General features: G+C 59.4%; 17 protein-coding genes. 6 read left to right on the top strand and 11 right to left on the bottom strand.

Annotated elements, in window-relative coordinates; translation table 11 throughout:
• Positions 1-16 precede the first annotated feature (16 nt).
• Positions 17-451 carry a hypothetical protein gene (locus tag GTF44_RS16610; RefSeq protein WP_171561171.1) on the top strand — a complete coding sequence of 145 codons (435 nt, stop codon included), beginning with the start codon at positions 17-19 and terminating at the stop codon, positions 449-451.
• Here the strand turns inward: GTF44_RS16610 and GTF44_RS16605 are convergent.
• The 7 genes from GTF44_RS16605 to GTF44_RS16575 all read right to left on the bottom strand — a co-directional run bounded on the left by GTF44_RS16605 (position 448) and on the right by GTF44_RS16575 (position 8,453).
• Positions 448-1,005, bottom strand: a complete 558-nt coding sequence (locus GTF44_RS16605) for a sarcosine oxidase subunit gamma (protein ID WP_367383399.1) — start codon at positions 1,003-1,005, stop codon at positions 448-450. The two genes, GTF44_RS16610 and GTF44_RS16605, sit on opposite strands and share 4 nt — an antisense overlap.
• Positions 998-3,928 (bottom strand): sarcosine oxidase subunit alpha family protein, encoded by a 2,931-nt coding sequence (locus GTF44_RS16600; RefSeq protein ID WP_171561193.1) that lies wholly within the window; start codon positions 3,926-3,928, stop codon positions 998-1,000. The genes GTF44_RS16605 and GTF44_RS16600 overlap by 8 nt, the downstream gene beginning before the upstream one ends.
• The gene (locus GTF44_RS16595) at positions 3,918-4,196 is read right to left on the bottom strand and encodes a sarcosine oxidase subunit delta (RefSeq protein ID WP_171561192.1); all 279 of its coding nucleotides are present in this window, start codon (positions 4,194-4,196) and stop codon (positions 3,918-3,920) included. Before GTF44_RS16595 ends, GTF44_RS16600 begins: the two co-directional genes overlap by 11 nt.
• A 9-nt stretch (positions 4,197-4,205) precedes the next feature.
• Positions 4,206-5,456 carry a sarcosine oxidase subunit beta family protein gene (locus GTF44_RS16590; protein WP_171561190.1) on the bottom strand — a complete coding sequence of 417 codons (1,251 nt, stop codon included), beginning with the start codon at positions 5,454-5,456 and terminating at the stop codon, positions 4,206-4,208.
• A gap of 108 nt (positions 5,457-5,564) precedes the next feature.
• Positions 5,565-6,194: a TadE/TadG family type IV pilus assembly protein gene (locus GTF44_RS16585; RefSeq protein WP_171561188.1), complete on the bottom strand. Its 630-nt coding sequence runs from the start codon at positions 6,192-6,194 to the stop codon at positions 5,565-5,567.
• Between the two features lie 10 nt (positions 6,195-6,204).
• Positions 6,205-6,708, bottom strand: coding sequence for a TadE/TadG family type IV pilus assembly protein (locus GTF44_RS16580; protein WP_171561186.1), 504 nt, complete (start codon positions 6,706-6,708; stop codon positions 6,205-6,207).
• A gap of 65 nt (positions 6,709-6,773) precedes the next feature.
• Positions 6,774-8,453 (bottom strand): TadE/TadG family type IV pilus assembly protein, encoded by a 1,680-nt coding sequence (locus GTF44_RS16575; protein ID WP_171561184.1) that lies wholly within the window; start codon positions 8,451-8,453, stop codon positions 6,774-6,776.
• A gap of 284 nt (positions 8,454-8,737) precedes the next feature.
• On the opposite strand from GTF44_RS16575, the gene GTF44_RS16570 reads away from it, so the two are divergent.
• Positions 8,738-10,162: a Glu/Leu/Phe/Val dehydrogenase gene (locus tag GTF44_RS16570; RefSeq protein WP_171561183.1), complete on the top strand. Its 1,425-nt coding sequence runs from the start codon at positions 8,738-8,740 to the stop codon at positions 10,160-10,162.
• Positions 10,163-10,182: 20 nt separating this feature from the next.
• On the opposite strand, the gene GTF44_RS16565 is transcribed toward GTF44_RS16570, so the two are convergent.
• Entirely contained in the window at positions 10,183-10,665 is a 483-nt protein-coding gene (locus GTF44_RS16565) for a hypothetical protein (protein WP_145215670.1), read from the bottom strand.
• 205 nt (positions 10,666-10,870) lie between these two features.
• On the opposite strand from GTF44_RS16565, the gene GTF44_RS16560 reads away from it, so the two are divergent.
• Entirely contained in the window at positions 10,871-11,782 is a 912-nt protein-coding gene (locus tag GTF44_RS16560; protein ID WP_171561181.1) for a pirin family protein, read from the top strand.
• Positions 11,783-11,797: 15 nt separating this feature from the next.
• Here GTF44_RS16560 and GTF44_RS16555 read toward each other — a convergent pair whose 3' ends face one another.
• Positions 11,798-12,169: a hypothetical protein gene (locus GTF44_RS16555; RefSeq protein WP_145215676.1), complete on the bottom strand. Its 372-nt coding sequence runs from the start codon at positions 12,167-12,169 to the stop codon at positions 11,798-11,800.
• Positions 12,170-12,260: 91 nt separating this feature from the next.
• Between GTF44_RS16555 and GTF44_RS16550 the strand changes: the two genes are divergently transcribed.
• A complete protein-coding gene (locus GTF44_RS16550; protein ID WP_171561179.1) occupies positions 12,261-13,019 on the top strand; it encodes an alpha/beta fold hydrolase in 759 nt (252 codons plus the stop codon).
• A 23-nt stretch (positions 13,020-13,042) separates the two neighbouring features.
• Here the strand turns inward: GTF44_RS16550 and GTF44_RS16545 are convergent, their stop codons facing one another.
• On the bottom strand, positions 13,043-13,222 hold the full coding sequence (locus GTF44_RS16545) for a CTP synthetase (protein WP_145215680.1): 180 nt from the start codon (positions 13,220-13,222) through the stop codon (positions 13,043-13,045).
• Positions 13,223-13,374: 152 nt separating this feature from the next.
• Between GTF44_RS16545 and GTF44_RS16540 the strand changes: the two genes are divergently transcribed.
• Both GTF44_RS16540 and GTF44_RS16535 read left to right on the top strand, forming a co-directional pair.
• A complete protein-coding gene (locus GTF44_RS16540) occupies positions 13,375-13,656 on the top strand; it encodes a hypothetical protein (protein ID WP_145215683.1) in 282 nt (93 codons plus the stop codon).
• 1,162 nt (positions 13,657-14,818) lie between these two features.
• Positions 14,819-15,181, top strand: a complete 363-nt coding sequence (locus tag GTF44_RS16535) for a DoxX family protein (protein WP_171561178.1) — start codon at positions 14,819-14,821, stop codon at positions 15,179-15,181.
• Positions 15,182-15,384: 203 nt separating this feature from the next.
• On the opposite strand, the gene GTF44_RS16530 is transcribed toward GTF44_RS16535, so the two are convergent.
• Positions 15,385-15,867, bottom strand: coding sequence for a hypothetical protein (locus GTF44_RS16530; RefSeq protein WP_171561176.1), 483 nt, complete (start codon positions 15,865-15,867; stop codon positions 15,385-15,387).
• Positions 15,868-16,163: the final 296 nt, after the last annotated feature.

Genomic DNA, 16,163 nt, shown 5'->3' with positions numbered 1-16,163 from the left:
CAATAAGGTTGTGAGGATGAGCCGGATTAACTGGGAACCAATGACGAGAGCGTTTCTGTCGAGTGAGAGCGGGGCGGTTGTCACAGATTGGGTCGTTTTGACTGCGGCCACCATGGCGCTATCGCTTGGTGTGTTTGCCGTTGTGTCGCCGGGTCTGGAGGATTTGTCCGCTGAAACCGCCGAGGTGCTCTCGGATTCGGATGTGGTGTTTGAGTCGCAGTATTTCGGTCAATCCGTCATGGATATGGCGCTGGCGATGGAGGTCGACAATCGCAATGACGCATGGAAAGAGCGGCGCGTGGATCGCGTGCAATCGCTGTCTGATCAGCGATTGGCCAATCAGCTGAACAACTGGAACAGCCGGACGCCAGAAAACAGCAATCACTCCCAAGAACGGATCGATTTTGAAGTTCGGATTCGTGAACTCGAAACCGAACGGCGCGGCACTTAGTGCTCAAGTTCGGCGCGGGCGGCCACGGCTTTCATCGCCAGTGCCAACTCATGAACGGCTGTCGCTGCCATGGAGCGGAACACCAGGATCGTGAAGCTTTGCGCGCCGCTGCGGGCGATAAGCGCCGACATATGGCCAAGAAGGCTCCGCGCCGCATGGCCGCGTTTGAAGACACTGGGGTTTAGATCCAGCGGTGTTAGACGCGCCAAAACGGCCTCAACCTCTGCGCCTTGGATGTTGAGGATGGCCCAAGCATCGGTTTGATCGACCAAGGCGGCATGGGTGGCGAGGCTTGGATTCGGAGCCGTGCCGATCAGAAAGGCCTGATCCATCCCGCTCCAATAGGCTTTGACCTCGCCGCTGCCAGTTGCGCGGTTGGGGCCGGGGAAGGTCATGCCATGGGCGGCTTTCAGAGCGGTCGAGAGCGGTTTCACTTGACCCGCGAAAGGCATCACGGCGGTAATCGCGGCGGGGCTGTCTTCGCTCAGTGTGAGGCCGCCGATCTCAAGCGGCAGCAAACCGTCGGCGGGGCTTTTGGCAATAAGATTAGCCACGAACGCGCCCTCCCTCGGGGTCAAAGAACACGGGGTCGCACACCTCGCAGAGGGTTTCGATCCCTCTGAGATGGTCCACATGGTTCACGGTCTCACCATGCCGTGCGCGACCATTTTTTAGGAAGGCCTGGCCCAAATAGGTGCCAAGCGTCGGCGAGAAACAGACCGAGGTGACATAGCCTTGATCGTTCACGCGGATTGCCTCGGCCCCTTCGTCAAAGAGATGCGCGCCGGCGGTCAGTTGCTTCACCGCACCGATGGGTTTCAGGCCGACCAATTGTTCCCGCTCCGGGCCAAGCAGCCCCTCGCGGGCCGCAGCGGTTTTGCCGATGCAGTCTTTCTTGGCGGAGATCATCCGCCCCATGCCGATATCGAACGCGGTCACGCGGCCATGGATTTCGGCATGGGTGATGAAGCCCTTTTCGATCCTGAGCACGTTCAGCGCTTCCATTCCGTAAGCCCCGCCGCCCATGGTTTCAGCGCGGGCGACTAGATCGCGGAACAATGCATCGCCATAACGCGCGGGCACCGCGACTTCATAGGCGTGCTCGCCCGAGAAGGAGATGCGGAACAGGCGGCCATCGACCCCATGCACTTTCACCGGGCCGCAGGCCATGAAAGGCCAGCTTTCGCCATCGATGGGATCGTCTAGCACCGTGTTCAAGAGATCGCGGGCCATTGGCCCGGCCACGGCGAATTGCGCCCATTGTTCGGTGACTGAGACGAAGCGCACATCCAGGTCGGGGCGCAGCGCCTGGCTGACGAACTCCAGATGCGTCATGACCTGCCCGGCAGCGGCGGTGGTGGTCGTCATCACATAATGCGTGTCGGAGAGGCGAGCCGTGGTGCCATCATCCATCACCATTCCGTCTTCGCGCAGCATCAGCCCATAACGCACGCGGCCTGGTTTCAGGGTCGAAAAGGTATTCGTGTAGACGAAATCGAGGAAAGCGCCCGCATCCGGCCCCTGAACATCAATCTTACCAAGCGTCGAGACATCACAAATGCCGACCGTTTCGCGGACCATATTGACCTCGCGGTCGCAGCTTTGCCGCCAGGTCGTCTCGCCTTGGGCGGGGAAATAGCTGGGCCGGTACCAGAGACCGGCTTCGATCATCGGCGCGCCGCGCTGGATCGTGGCCGCATGGGACGTGGTGAAGCGCTCAGGCGCGAAGCCCTTGCCCTTTGCGCCCGCGCCCATTGCCGCGATTGAGACGGGGATATAGGGCGGGCGATAGGTGGTCGTGCCGGTTTCCGGAATGCCGCGTCCGGTCGCATCGGCAAGAATGGCGAGGGCGGAGATATTGGAGTTCTTGCCCTGGTCTGGCGCCATGCCTTGCGTCGTATAGCGCTTCATATGCTCGACGGAGCGGAAGTTCTCCTGCGCCGCGAGTTTCACATCTTTGGTCGTCACATCATTGGCGAAGTCGAGCCAGGCGCGGCCATTGCCCGGCACCGACCAAAGCATATCGGAGGCCCCGGCCTCGGCCTGCGCGCTTGGGGCCGTGATGTCAGGGGCGGTTGCCCCAAGCGCGGTGAGCGCTTGGCTGGCGGCATCGATTCCCGCTTGCAGACAGGCGGCGGTGGCGTACCGGCCCGCGCAAGCCCCCGCCGGAATCAGCCCGGGGATCGCATTCTCCGCCGGAACAAAGCCGCTGATGGCATCGTCCCAAACCGGGCGCGCGTTCATGTGGCAGGTCAGGTGCACGGTTGGGTTCCAGCCGCCAGAGATAGCAAGGCAGTCGGTCGCGATGGTTTCTTCGCCGCCAGCATGGCGGACGGTGATCTCGCGCAGAGCTTGGCGGCCTTTGGTCGAGATGACCTGCCCGCCGGTGATCACGCGGTAATCGCCTTTCGCCTGGACCTCGGCGCGGCTGTCGATAACGGCGGCCACATCGATCCCGGCCTGGGTCAAGTCTCGGGCGGTGCGGTGGGCGTCGTCATTGGTGGCAAAGAGCGTCACCTTTTCACCGGGCGCGACACCATAACGGTTCAGATATGTCCGCACGGCGCTAGCCATCATGATGCCGGGCCGGTCGTTCATCGGAAAGGCGATTGGGCGTTCTAGGGCACCGGCGGCGAGCACCGCCTGTTTCGCCTGGATCCGCCAGAAGCATTCCAGCGGCAGATCGGGGGTGGCTGGCACGTGGCTGCCGACCCGCTCGAGCGCACCGTATGTTCCGCCGTCATAGGCGCCAGTCACGGTTGTCCGCGTCATGATCCGCACCCGGCCTGAGGCGCGCAACTCGGCCAGTGTATTCTCCAGCCAGATCGCAGCCGGCAATCCGTCGATCTGTTCGTCTTCTGACAGGAGCCGCCCGCCGACAACAGCGCTTTCCTCCGCCAGGATCACATCCGCGCCACCCTTGGCCGCTGTCAGCGCCGCCATCAATCCGGTGGGCCCCGCCCCGATCACCAGTAGGTCGCAAAACGCAAAGGCTTTCTCATAACGCCCGCTATCCGGCTCCCCCGAGAGCGCGCCGAGACCGGCAGCGCGGCGGATGATCGGCTCATAGAGCTTTTCCCAGAAGGCCCGCGGCCACATGAAGGTCTTGTAGTAAAAACCAGCGCTTAGGAAGGGGGAGAGCAGGTCGTTGACCGAGAGAAGATCGCGGTTGAGCGGGCCGATCCGGTTTTGGCTCCGCGCCTCCAACCCGTCGAAAATCTCTTGCATCGTGGCCCGAACATTCGGCGTCTTGGCCGCGCCCGCGCCGATTTCCATCAGCGCATTGGGCTCCTCTGATCCGGCGGTGAGCACCCCACGCGGGCGGTGATACTTGAACGACCGGCCCATCAGGGTCACGCCATTGGCCAGCAGCGCTGAGGCCAGCGTGTCACCCTGGAAGCCAGAATAGCTCCGTCCGTCGAAGCGGAACGAGACCGGACGTGCCCGATCGATCAGGCCTTTGCCATCAATCCGCATTTGCGCCTCCGGTCACGTCACGGGCCAACTCCACCTTCAGCACCTCATGGGTCACCGTGTTCCGCGTCACCTTCAGCCAGGCGGCGCAGCCTGCGCCGTGATGCCAAAGCTCACCGGTCACACCAGCCGGGTTTTCTCGCAGATGCAGGTAGGTGTCCCAAGCGTCCTCACCGGCCTCGGGGGCGGGGCGGGCGAGATAGGTTTCGTGACCTTTGATGCTGAACTCGCGACTGTCGCGATCCCCGCAGAGGGGGCATGTGATACGCATTCTCGTCCCCTAATGTAGATTATGTTGAGAGCCGGTGCCCTCTTCATCCAAGAGCGCCCCGCGGCGGAACCGATCCAGCCGGAAACGCGCGGCGGGCTCGTGATGCCGGTCGGTGGCGATCAGATGGGCGAAGGAGAAGCCGGAGCCCGGCACCGCCTTGAACCCGCCATAACACCAGCCGCAATCGATATAGAGCCCGTCGATATGGGTCTTGTCGATGATCGGAGATCCATCCGGTGTCATATCCATAATCCCGCCCCAACTCCGCAGCATCTTGGCTTTGCCGATCATCGGCATCAGCGTCATACCCGCCTCCAGCACATGTTCGGCCATCGGCAGGTTCCCCCGCGCGGCATAGGAGCTGTAGAAATCCAGATCGCCGCCAAAGACCAAGCCGCCTTTGTCGGACTGGCTGATATAAAAATGGCCCATGCCATAGGTGACCACATTGTCGATACAGGGTTTCAGGCCCTCGGTGACAAAGGCTTGCAGGATATGGCTTTCGATCGGCAGGCGCATGCCCGCCATGGCCGCGACTTGCCCCGAGCGCCCGGCGACGACAATCCCGACCTTCTTGGCCTTGATCGCGCCGCGTGTCGTCTGCACGCCTGTGACACGTCCGTCTTCGATATCGATCCCGGTCACTTCGCATTGCTGGATCAGATCGACGCCCCGTTGATCTGATCCTCTGGCATAGCCCCAAGCCACGGCGTCATGGCGCGCGGTGCCCCCACGCGGGTGGTAGAGCCCGCCATAGATCGGGAAGCGTGTCTGGTCATAGTCGAGATAGGGCAGCATCCGGCGGCAGTCCGCCTGGCTCAGCAGGATCGCGTCATCGCCCTGGTTGATCATCGCATTGCCGCGCCGGACGAAGGCATCGCGCTGGCCGTCGGAATGGAAAAGGTTGATGATCCCGCGCTGGCTGTGCATCGCGTTATAGTTCAGTTCCTGCTCCATACCTTCCCAGAGTTTCAGGGAATGGGAATAAAACTCGGAGTTGCCCGGCAGGAAGTAGTTGGCGCGCACGATGGTGGTGTTGCGCCCGACATTGCCGCCGCCGAGATAGCCCTTTTCCAGAACGGCAATGTTGCGAAGCCCGTGCTCTTTGGCGAGGTAGAAGGCGGTTGCAAGCCCATGACCGCCGCCGCCGATGATCACGATGTCATAGGCGGGTTTGGGATCGGGGTCGCGCCAGACGGGTTTCCACCCGCGATTGCCTTTCAGGCCCTGGGCCAGAACCTGCAAGCCCGAATAGCGCATCACCGTCTCCCATCTACCGACTGACACTCAATCGGGTCTTGAGAGACTATTCAAGGGGTCCGTCAGAAAGGAAAGCGCAGCGGCGACATTGGGTGGCCAAGTCGCGACTTAGGCGCCATCTGGTCCTGGGTCCTCCGCACCATCCTCGTCGTCTCGCTCTCCTTCATAGAGCTCACAGTTATAGCCGCAGTAACTCGGTTCTATCCCATAATCGATATCGAGGAGCGGTACATAGCGCGGTCGCGTGAGGGTGAAGTTGGTGAACTCGAGATTACTCAGCCCTACATTGAATGCTGGTCGGTAGGGCAGAGTGGTTTCCACGAGCAGAACTGCGTCGCCAGGTGCCATAATGGGTAGGCGGTCTTCAATCGCGGGCAAATCGGCGTCGAACAGCCTTGCCTGACCGTCTGTGGCATAAGATCGATCCACACGATAGTGGCCGGTGTGTGTCCGGAGAATCTGTGTCACGCGCAGCGAAGTACCCTCGATATCATAGGAGATGTTCTGAAAGACATCGGCGAGGCCCTCAATATCGCTCGCATAGACCGTATCTTGTTGACGCGATAGCACGTCGGCGACCGCGTAGGTGGCTTTGACCGAAGTATTATAAGTTCGGAACGCGTCAAAGAATACGAAGCTACCAACGAAAAGCCACGCCATAATCGGCGTAATAATGACTGCTTCGAATGCCACAACGGCACGGGTATCGTGAATGAATCTCAGGACCAGCTGTTTCAAATCAACCTCCTTACTCCGGCTCGTTCACAAAGACGGTGCTTGAAACCATATGAAGACCACCGGTGTCATCGCGTGTCAGATTGAGGCCAAAGCCAGAGATCGGGAGGATGCGGTCAACAACAACGCAGACTCGAACCAGCATGAGATTATCCAAACTGTCATTTACCCGACCTGCGAAGGCTCTGTTTTCATCAGGCCGGATCATATCGTTTCGGTTGATGCAGAGTGCATCTCCCGGCGGCATGATGTAGTTCGTCTGATCGACATCGCGCAAATCCAGTTCTAGAATGCTTAGGCAGTCCGGAATGACCAAGGTGTTGGCACAGATGTTCTCGCGGATCGCGGTTGCAAACTCCACCGGGTCATCGGGGCGGGCCACCAGATCGAGGCGCAAAAGCCGGATGGTGCTGTCCATCGCGCGTTCCAACATCACCTGTCGAGTCAGAATCATGCCAGTTTCAAAAACCGCGATGAACAGGGTGATTATGATCGGGAACACGATGACAAATTCCATCGTCGCCGTGGCCTGTTCTGACCGCGCGAAACGCCAGATATGATGCGTGAGCCCCGACATCGAGCTTATTGCACCAACCGGAGCCGGTTGATCGTGGTGGCGATCGAGGCGAACGCGTCTGCAATCTCCAACCCATTCACATCAAAGTAATGCGAGGGCGAGGTGGCGCAGTACTCCATGACTTCTGCACCGTCTGCCGGTGCTTCAAAAGCAACCGTAAAGACAATGATGTCTTGGGCGCGGGCTGCATCGCAGATCGCCCTTAGATTAGCATCGGCGATGCCTTGGTCGGCATATTGCCTATAGGTGTTGTACCGTAAATCTCGGTAGTAGCTCCAATCGCCTCCCCCGCGTCTTGCCCCCTCGAAATAGAACTCACCAGCCATCATCCGGGCCGACCAGCGCGACCAGAAATACTGCCATGGAACGCGGTCGGACTCGTTGCCGCGATAGGGCTGGATGGAATAGGTGCCGCTAGCACTATCAGGGCGACTACGACCGTCATTGGTCCAATTGCGTTCGCCCCGGTCCGGAATCCAGTATAACTCGGTGCTGGGCATGTACATAGACCAGCGGTCATGGTCCTCGTGATAAAACACGTTCGACAAACCATCACGGCGCGGGCCGGTGATATCGTATTGCCGCGTATTCTCTCCATCGGTCATCAAGACGACGATCTTCATTGTATCTTCGTCTGTCGGAACCCCGTCAACTGGGTAATCCATAGGACGATCGTCAAAATCTTGATGGATTAAGCCTTGTGCGACAAGCTGTTGCGCGGCTGGCTGGGCTGCGGGGTCGAGAAGGCCAACGCCCCAATTCATACCCAGATCAATCGCGGTCCAGCCGCCAGCACTAAAGCTGTTGATATGGGCGTGTAGATCGCTGACGCTGTTCGACCAGGGCAAGATCGCGGCGAAATCATTGGTCTGGCAATGAGGGCGCCGGAACGAGCGATAGGACATGTTTGGCGCATTAGAGTCGAAGTTCGCGAGATCGAAATGCGCCAGCCGTTGAACCGGCTGCGAGGGGTCGATCGCGGTTGTTTCAAAATCGGCCCCTGAGAACCGGGTACAGCTTGAGCGGCTATGCTCGTCAGACAGCGTAAATACGCTTTCTATCGTCGAGCCCGCATTGACCCGACCGTTATAGGGCACAATGGAGACCGAGACGAGCATCTCGTCTTCGACATAATCATTGGCCTCCATCACCGTTGTGACAAAGTCGCGTGCAGCGGTTTGCATATTGGTCAGTTTGTTGTTGTGCCGCATTGAGCCGGAGATGTCCAAAACCATGGAAATCTCAACGTTATCAATTTGCTCTTCGGCTATGCCAAACCCCGGCGAGGTCAGCGCACGGACGCCGAACATGTGCATGAAAACGGAGTTGATGTCCATTTCGGCATCAGCCGAAACCGTCCGAGAATTCAGGTCGTCTTCGACTGCCACCGTCAAACGATAGTCCTCTAGGCCCGAGATTTCGAAGTAATCGCGCACAACGGTTTCTGGGTCCAAGGTATTGCTCATCGATGCCGCCGCAAGAACGGCTCGGTCCAGCGTATACTGAAGCTGCACGCGCTGCGTTTCGTAGCGCATTACGTCGATGGCGATGCCGCCAATTCCGATCATCAGCACAAACATCATCACACTAAAGATTGTGATGGTGCCGTCCTCGTTGCGGGCGAATCCCGAAATGCTCGCGCGGTTGCGCAGGTTTTGCAGGGTCTGTTTGGTCCGAGCAGTCATGACCAGGCTCTCCACATCAATGGGTTGGAAATCACGCGGAAACGCAATCTCCGAGGCCGGGTCTGCTCCTTAACCAAGGCAGAAATGGGGCAAAGCGAGGGAGGAAACGGGGTGTTTTCATTAAGGAAACAAACGATTAACGCCCCTTTCGGCGAATCCAGACGAGGTTTTGCGGCTCGGTTTTGGGGATGTCGACTTGCTTTGCGGTGGCGCCTGTGGTCGGGTCGCTTTAAGGCCTGCACCGTGACAGGCCGCCCTGTCATGTGCCGAGGGAGGGAGATGCCATGACGACCGAACCGAGTTTCCGCCAGTCCGTGGATTTGATGTTCAACCGCGCCGTTGCGCTGATGGATTTGCCACCGGGGTTGGAGGAAAAGATCCGCGTCTGCAACTCCACCTATGTGGTCCGGTTCGGCGTCCGTCTGCGTGGCGAGATTCAGACCTTCACCGGTTACCGCTCGGTGCATTCGGAGCATATGGAGCCGGTCAAGGGCGGTATCCGTTATGCGCCGAACGTCCATCAGGATGAGGTCGAGGCGCTGGCCTCGCTGATGACCTTCAAATGCGCTTTGGTTGAGGCGCCGTTTGGCGGATCGAAGGGGGGCCTGTGCATCGACCCGCGCCATTACGAAGAACACGAAATGGAGCAGATCACGCGGCGCTTCGCCTACGAGTTGATCAAACGTGACCTAATCAACCCGTCGCAGAACGTGCCAGCGCCAGACATGGGGACAGGCGAGAAAGAAATGGCCATTATGGCCGACCAATACGCCCGGATGAACACCACGGATATCAACGCCAAGGCCTGCGTCACCGGCAAGCCGCCGCATGCGGGCGGCATCCAGGGACGCGTCGAGGCCACCGGGCGCGGCGTACAATATGCCTTAAAAGAGTTCTTTCGCCATCCAGAGGATGTGGCCGCCGCCGGGCTAGAGGGCAAACTTGATGGGAAGCGGATCATCGTTCAAGGCCTTGGCAACGTCGGCTATCACGCGGCGCTGTTTCTTTCGAAGGAGGATGGCGCGAAAATCACCCATGTGATCGAGCGCGACGGAGCGCTGACTGATCCCAAAGGGCTAGATATCGCGCTTGTCCGGGATTGGATCGCCCATCATGGCGGCGTACGGGGTTGTCCACACGGCACTTATATCGAAGAGGGCATCAAGGTGCTGGAGGAGGATTGCGATATCCTGATCCCCGCCGCCCTTGAAGGTGTCATCAACATGAATAACGCCGAACGGATCAAAGCCCGGTTGATCATCGAGGCTGCGAACGGGCCGATTACGGCCGGGGCGGATGAGATTTTGCGCCATAAGGGCGTGGTGATCATCCCTGATCTTTATGCCAATGCGGGCGGTGTGACGGTCTCCTATTTCGAATGGGTCAAAAACCTCAGCCATATCCGGTTTGGGCGGATGCAGCGGCGCCAGGAAGAGGCTCGCCACGAGTTGATCGTGAATGAGTTGGAGCGCCTGTCGAAAGATACGGATCTTGGCTGGACGTTGAGCCCGCATTTCAAAGAGCAGTATCTGCGCGGAGCCGATGAGCTGGAACTCGTGCGCTCGGGCCTCGATGACACGATGCGGACGGCCTATCAGTCGATGCGCGAGGTTTGGCACAGCCGCAATGATGTGACCGACCTGCGCACGGCAGGCTTCCTGGTCTCGATCGGTCGTGTGGCCGCGAGCTATAAGGCGAAAGGTCTCTAAATCAGCGCGGTCGAGAATGCTCAGCTGTCTTGGTCGCGTTGCACGAGCAGCACGCGGATCAGATCGGCCACGGATTTCGACTGCGCCCGAGAGGTGACGCCACCGACCAGGATTGTGCGTTTGTAGCGCCACCAAAGGCCGGGTTTGTAGACGCCGCTGTCCGGCTCTTTCAGGCGAATTATGAAGCCGCTTGCCGGTTTGAAGGCGAAAAACCCGCGATCGACCGATGCGATATTATCGATCCGCGCCAGTACAGTGCCGTCAGCCTCGCGCAATTCCGCGCGTGTCAACTCCAGAGTGATGCTGCTGGCTTCCCACAGCTTCCACGAGAGGTAGAGCATGGCGGCACCAAGCACGATCAGAAAGACCAGCCAGCCGAGATCGGCGGGCGGGGTCGCCGCCGCGATGTAAAGCAACATCATCCCTAGCAGCCCCAAAATGCCCGTCGCGACATAGCGTCGAGCGGTTTTCGGTTCGATGGCTGCGATGACCTCGTCGTCCATAGCGTCTCTCCGTTGCGTCGCGCTGCCATAGCGGGTTCCATCAGGATTGGCGAGGGGAGGGGCGGCTTTGCCCATTGGCACCGGCCCATATCCCCGCTCCGTTTCCCCCGTGCATCGCTGCACAGACCCCGTTCAGGGACTTGGAATTGTCGCATGACCGCTCCGCGATATATCTGCCGCAAGCTTTGAAAAGAGGAGAGGACCGATGTCTATCCGACCTGTCACAGAAACCCGCCGCGCCATGCCGACCATGGAGGGCGCCGGCGTTCATTTGCACCGCGCGTTCGGGTTCCAGGATCCGACCGAGTTGGACCCGTTCCTGCTGTTCGATGATTTCCGCAATGAGCGGCCCGAGGATTACCTGAAAGGTTTCCCATGGCACCCGCATCGCGGGATCGAGACAATCACCTATGTGTTGGCCGGATCGGTCGAACATGGCGATAGCTTGGGCAATACCGGCAAGCTCGGCGCGGGCGATGTTCAGTGGATGACCGCAGGGTCGGGCATCATGCACCAGGAAATGCCGCTCGGGAACGCCAAGGGGCAGATGCATGGGTTCCAGTTGTGGGGCAATCTACCCTCCAGCCTGAAAATGACCGCGCCGCGCTATCAAGATGTGCAGGGCAGTGAGATCCCAGAGGTGACCGATGATGACGGCACGGTTGTGCGCGTGATCGTCGGTGAATTCTGGGGCAAAACCGGCCCGGTGGACGGGATCGCCGCCGATCCGCAATATCTGGATGTTTCAGTTCCGGCGGGCGTGAAGAAAACCTTCAAGATCGACACCTATCGCCGGGCTTTTGCCTATGTCTTTGAAGGCGCGGCGGCGTTTGCCGATGCCAGCCAACCAACCGGTGTGCTGCTTGAGAAAGAGGTGATGGGCCAGGAGGTGAACATCCGCGATCTCTCTGGTGATCGGACGTTGATCCGCTTTGGCACCGGCGATGAGGTGACGGTTCAGGCCGGGCCAGACGGCGTGCGGTTTCTCTTGATCTCAGGCGCACCAATTGACGAGCCCGTCGCCTGGCATGGGCCGATCGTGATGAACACCCAAGCCGAATTGCAGCAAGCGATGCGCGATTTGCAGAACGGGACGTTTATTCAGCCCGCGCATTGAGCCGTTGGCGTGGGGTCAGACGATCCCGCGCCAAACCAACACTGCGATAAACACAGCCAAGACGACGGCAATCCGAAAACCGATCTCCGCGCCAAGGATCGCCCGCGTTTGCGCTTGGCGCTTGCCCGGCTCAATGCTCCGCAATTGGGCTTTGAATGTCGCCAAAGCGTGTTCCGCCGGGGCCGGGTCAACCTTTTGCGCCAGTTTTGGATGCTCAAGCCGGCGCTCCAGTTCGAGCAGGTAATCTGCAGCTTGGCGCGCGGGCGCTGGCAAAAGGCGTCCGGCGCGGCGCACCGCTTTGGCAAAGCTGCGCGCGCGAATGCCGAGCCGCTCCGCGATCAGCGCCCGGCCTTCTTCCATCATGTCATGCAACCGATCCGGTGTCATCTGGCCCCCAATTGACGGGGCGCACCATAGAGCCGGATTCGCGACGCTCAACCCCTCTGGTTGATCTGAGCGGCGGTCGTTAGAAGGGGCTATGCTTGCGATTTCTCATTTCGGCGATCCCAGTGATCTGCCCCCGATCCTCATTGCGCATGGGCTTTTTGGCTCGGCCCGAAACTGGAATGTGATTGCCAAACGGATGTCGGAAACGCGGCAGGTGATCAGCGTGGATATGCGCAATCATGGCCAGAGCCCTTGGGAGAATGGTCATGAATATGCCGACTTGGCTGCGGATCTGGCCGAGGTGATTGGCACGCTCGGCGGCCAGGCCGATATTGTCGGGCATTCCATGGGGGGCAAGGCGTCGATGGCCTTGGCGCTTCTGCATCCCGAACAGGTTCGGCGCCTCGTCGTTGCGGATATTGCGCCGGTCCCCTATGGCCATACGCAGGTGCAGTTGATCCACGCGATGCGGGCGCTTGATCTCTCGAAGGTCGAGACCCGGCGGGACGCGGATGAGGCTTTGCAAGCGACGGTGCCCGAGGACGGCGTGCGGGCGTTTTTGCTGCAGTCTTTGGACGTCAAAGGTCGGGCCTGGCGTCTAAACCTCGATGTGTTGGAGACGTTTATGCCGAAAATCATCGGCTGGCCCGAGATTGCCGGGCAGTTCGATGGGCCGACATTATTCCTGTCCGGTGCGGCTTCGGATTACGTGCGGCCCGAGCATCGTGACCCGATCCGCGCCCTCTTTCCGGCGGCACGGTTCGCAAAGATACCCGGCGCGGGGCATTGGCTTCACGCCGACAAGCCTCGGGAGTTTGAGGCCACGGTTGCTGCGTATCTGAACGCGTAACCGTCGACCTGAAATTCGATTGCCTACTGGGCTCGAATCTTCTTCGCGGCGATCCAGGACACGGGCGCGGCGATGACAGCGCCGATTGCGGCGGCAGCGACGATCGGTTGCCAGCCATCCATCTGCATCGCCAGAACGGCGACCACACCAGCACCGGCCAACGCTGTGCTGGCCATGGTAAACAACAAGAAAAACAAGCGCATATGTGTCGTCCATCTCCTTAGGGCGCGGTTCCTTCATTCGGAAGTATCGGCGCGGTCAATCAATGTCTTTGACTTGGATCAGATGGGCACGTGTCCTCGCGTGATAAAATGTAACAGATTTGTAACGGTTGCGCCTGGGAGGGGCTAAGCCAATGATTACACTTGACGATATCGAAGACATGACTTGCCTGAGTCGCGCGGAAATCGCGGCGGTTGCGGAACATGAAGGGCTGCCCGATCTCAATGCGTCGGCACTAGCGGAGCGGATGATGGGGCTGCATCACGGGCCGCAAAGGGTGCAGGAGATGATTTGCGATGACATCCGTCAGGCATTGCATGCGGATGATCTGTCTCACGCGCGGGAGCTGTTTGTGGTGCTGAAACACTTCATCGCAGAGCACCCAGACGCCGCGCGCGGTGTGTCACAGCGCTGAGATAGATCCGGTATAGTTGATCAAAACATCCGATTTATCTTCGGCAACCGGGTTCTGTGCGCCACGCGCGACGACCTCAATATCTAGATACAACAGGCCTATCATGAGGATTCCCCACACTAGGTCGCCATATATGGTTGATCTGCGGCAACGGCCCGTGTATGGGGTGGGTACAGGTGCATAGACGCGGTACGCATTACTGACGCGGACGGGGCCTGACTGTTCATGGCAGTCAGGTCCCGTTTCGTTTCCAGGGTGCGGAAAAAGATGAAGGCGTCAGGTGCTCAGACGCGGTCCTCGCATTGGGCCGAAACCCTTTCCTGACGCCTTCGATGAACCATTCCCCCCAGGAGGGCGTTTGGCCCAGTTGCATTGGATCTTGCGATCCGCCGCTGGTCTGGTTCCAGCCCGAAAGCCGTTCCCATGACCCGCCGCGCCCGTTGCCCGAAAGCCCGGTCTCACGGCACCACATCCACACCCGAGGGTCCGTCTGTGGCTGTTGCGGTCCTGACCCGAAAGACTATCCCACAACCCCATCGGTTTCCGCCCGAAAGCATTCCCCTCTGGATGCGCCTACAACCCTCGAAAGGCCTGTAATCGCGCGCTTTTTGCCCGAGTAACACTGGCTCCTCCACCGCCTTGTCCGAAGACCTCTTGGTGATCTCGCCCGCGTCCCCGATCCGGCACGTTTCGGTCCAAGCTCATGTCCTGACCCGATCCGCTCCGGCTCCTCGAAGGGGCCGTCTGCGCCCCGCTTGGGGTTGCCCCGTTGCGGTAACAAAACATTCACAAACCAAACCGAGATCGCGCAAGTGTGAAGCAGTGCAGCATGGAAATTTCTTGGGGATGAAATGGTGGGTAAGTCTGGGGGTGCGCTGGGGGCGGGGCGGAAAAACGGTTTGCGGCGGCAGGGTTGGGCGGGGCCGGGACGGGGTGTGGATGTGACCCGCAGTTTCTGCGGGTGCGAAGGCGATTTTTGCCGGAATCGGCGGATATGGAACCGATACAGAAACGGTCTGGATGTCATACATACGCGCGCGGGAATCGCCCTTCGGCGGTCGATTGGCCCGTTTCACGCCCCAATCACGATGGAGAGACCTAACGAGGACGTGCGTTCCCGGCGCGCCGCCTGGCCCCTAGCCTTGGTAGAAACAGACGGCGGATGGCCATGAGAGTCGCGTTCTGGACCGCAATGGGGATCACGACGCTGGTGATGATAGCGGGCGGCGTGGCGAAACTGACCGGGCATCCGGTGGCGCATGGCGTGTTTGCCGATCTCGGCACGCCGGGCTGGTTGGTCTATGCGGTTGGGGTCTGCGAGTTGGCGGGGGCGGCGGGGCTGTGGCTGCGCCAGACCTCGGTCTGGGCGGCGCTGGGGATTGCGGGGATCATGCTGGGCGCGATCTATTACCACCTGTCCTTTCCACCGCTGCCCGCGGGTCTGCCCGCGCTGGTGGTGCTGCTCTCGGCGATTTTCATTGTGAACCGGGGTGGGGTAAGGCGCGGGTCCGGCAAAGCCGGATGAAAGCGCCAGTGGCGCTTTCAAGCGCCGAACGGGCGGAGTTCCGGGGTGTGCGTTTGGTGTCGCGCCAGTCGAAATCGGGCCGAACGGGTTTCACATAACGCAGAGGGCAGGGCCCGGACCGAGGGGAGGGCGAGAAGCGCCCGCCCCGTGGGGGCGGTTCGGGCGCTGCCCGGTGAGACCGGAAGGTGCCCTACAGCCATTCATTAGGATTTGTTCCGGTTAGACAACTCTTGCTCGAGACGAAGACGCTGAGCCGTTCCAAGCTCGAATGGCAATGTCAGAGACAGCAAGAAACCACTAGTTGCCAAGAAGGCCAAGACCGAGAATAGGGCGTCTAATTTTTCGAAGTTGTTATTCTTCACAATCGAGCAAACGACGAGGAGAAAGATAGTCAAAAGATGAATCACAAAGATCACGTTTAGTCGTTGCAGTTTCTTCTGTACTTCTTTCAGGCTTTCCCAAGCCACTCGGCGCGAACCAGGCAATAGCATCCCTGGGTCACCAACAATCGCTACAACTGCAAAAAGAGTTGCGGCAAGAATTGAAAAGGCGAGACCAATGAACTGTAGAGCGGCGTCTGATCCTTTGAGCCATGGTCCGGCATGCCAAGCCGCGACTACGGAAAGGACCAAGGTGCCAGCAACATAAAACACTCGAAGCCACGATATGTTCTTTGCTGGGGTCAATTCTACCTCTAGTCAATGAGATGGAGATTCAATAGCTCGTTGAGTTGTTCCTGAAGTCGTTGAAAGGTTTGCACAGCATCGATAGTTGTTTTGTTTCCATCTACTGAGAACGGTCGAGAGACCGTCAGTTTGTCTTTTGTGATGCGAAGCCCACTTTTTGTGACTATCGAAAAACCGTCTTCATAGTCTTCTCGTTCGGCGTAGAGTTCGTCACTCATCTCGATGAGGATGTTTTTGACATCTGCTCTGAAACCCGATTTTCCCGCCGTTTGTAGTTAGAGTTTTTCGCTCGTATT

Origin of the sequence: Roseobacter sp. HKCCD6576-2, from assembly GCF_013179285.1 — a bacterium.
Lineage (GTDB): Bacteria > Pseudomonadota > Alphaproteobacteria > Rhodobacterales > Rhodobacteraceae > Rhodophyticola > Rhodophyticola oceani.
This window is presented reverse-complemented; position numbering and strand designations above follow the sequence as displayed.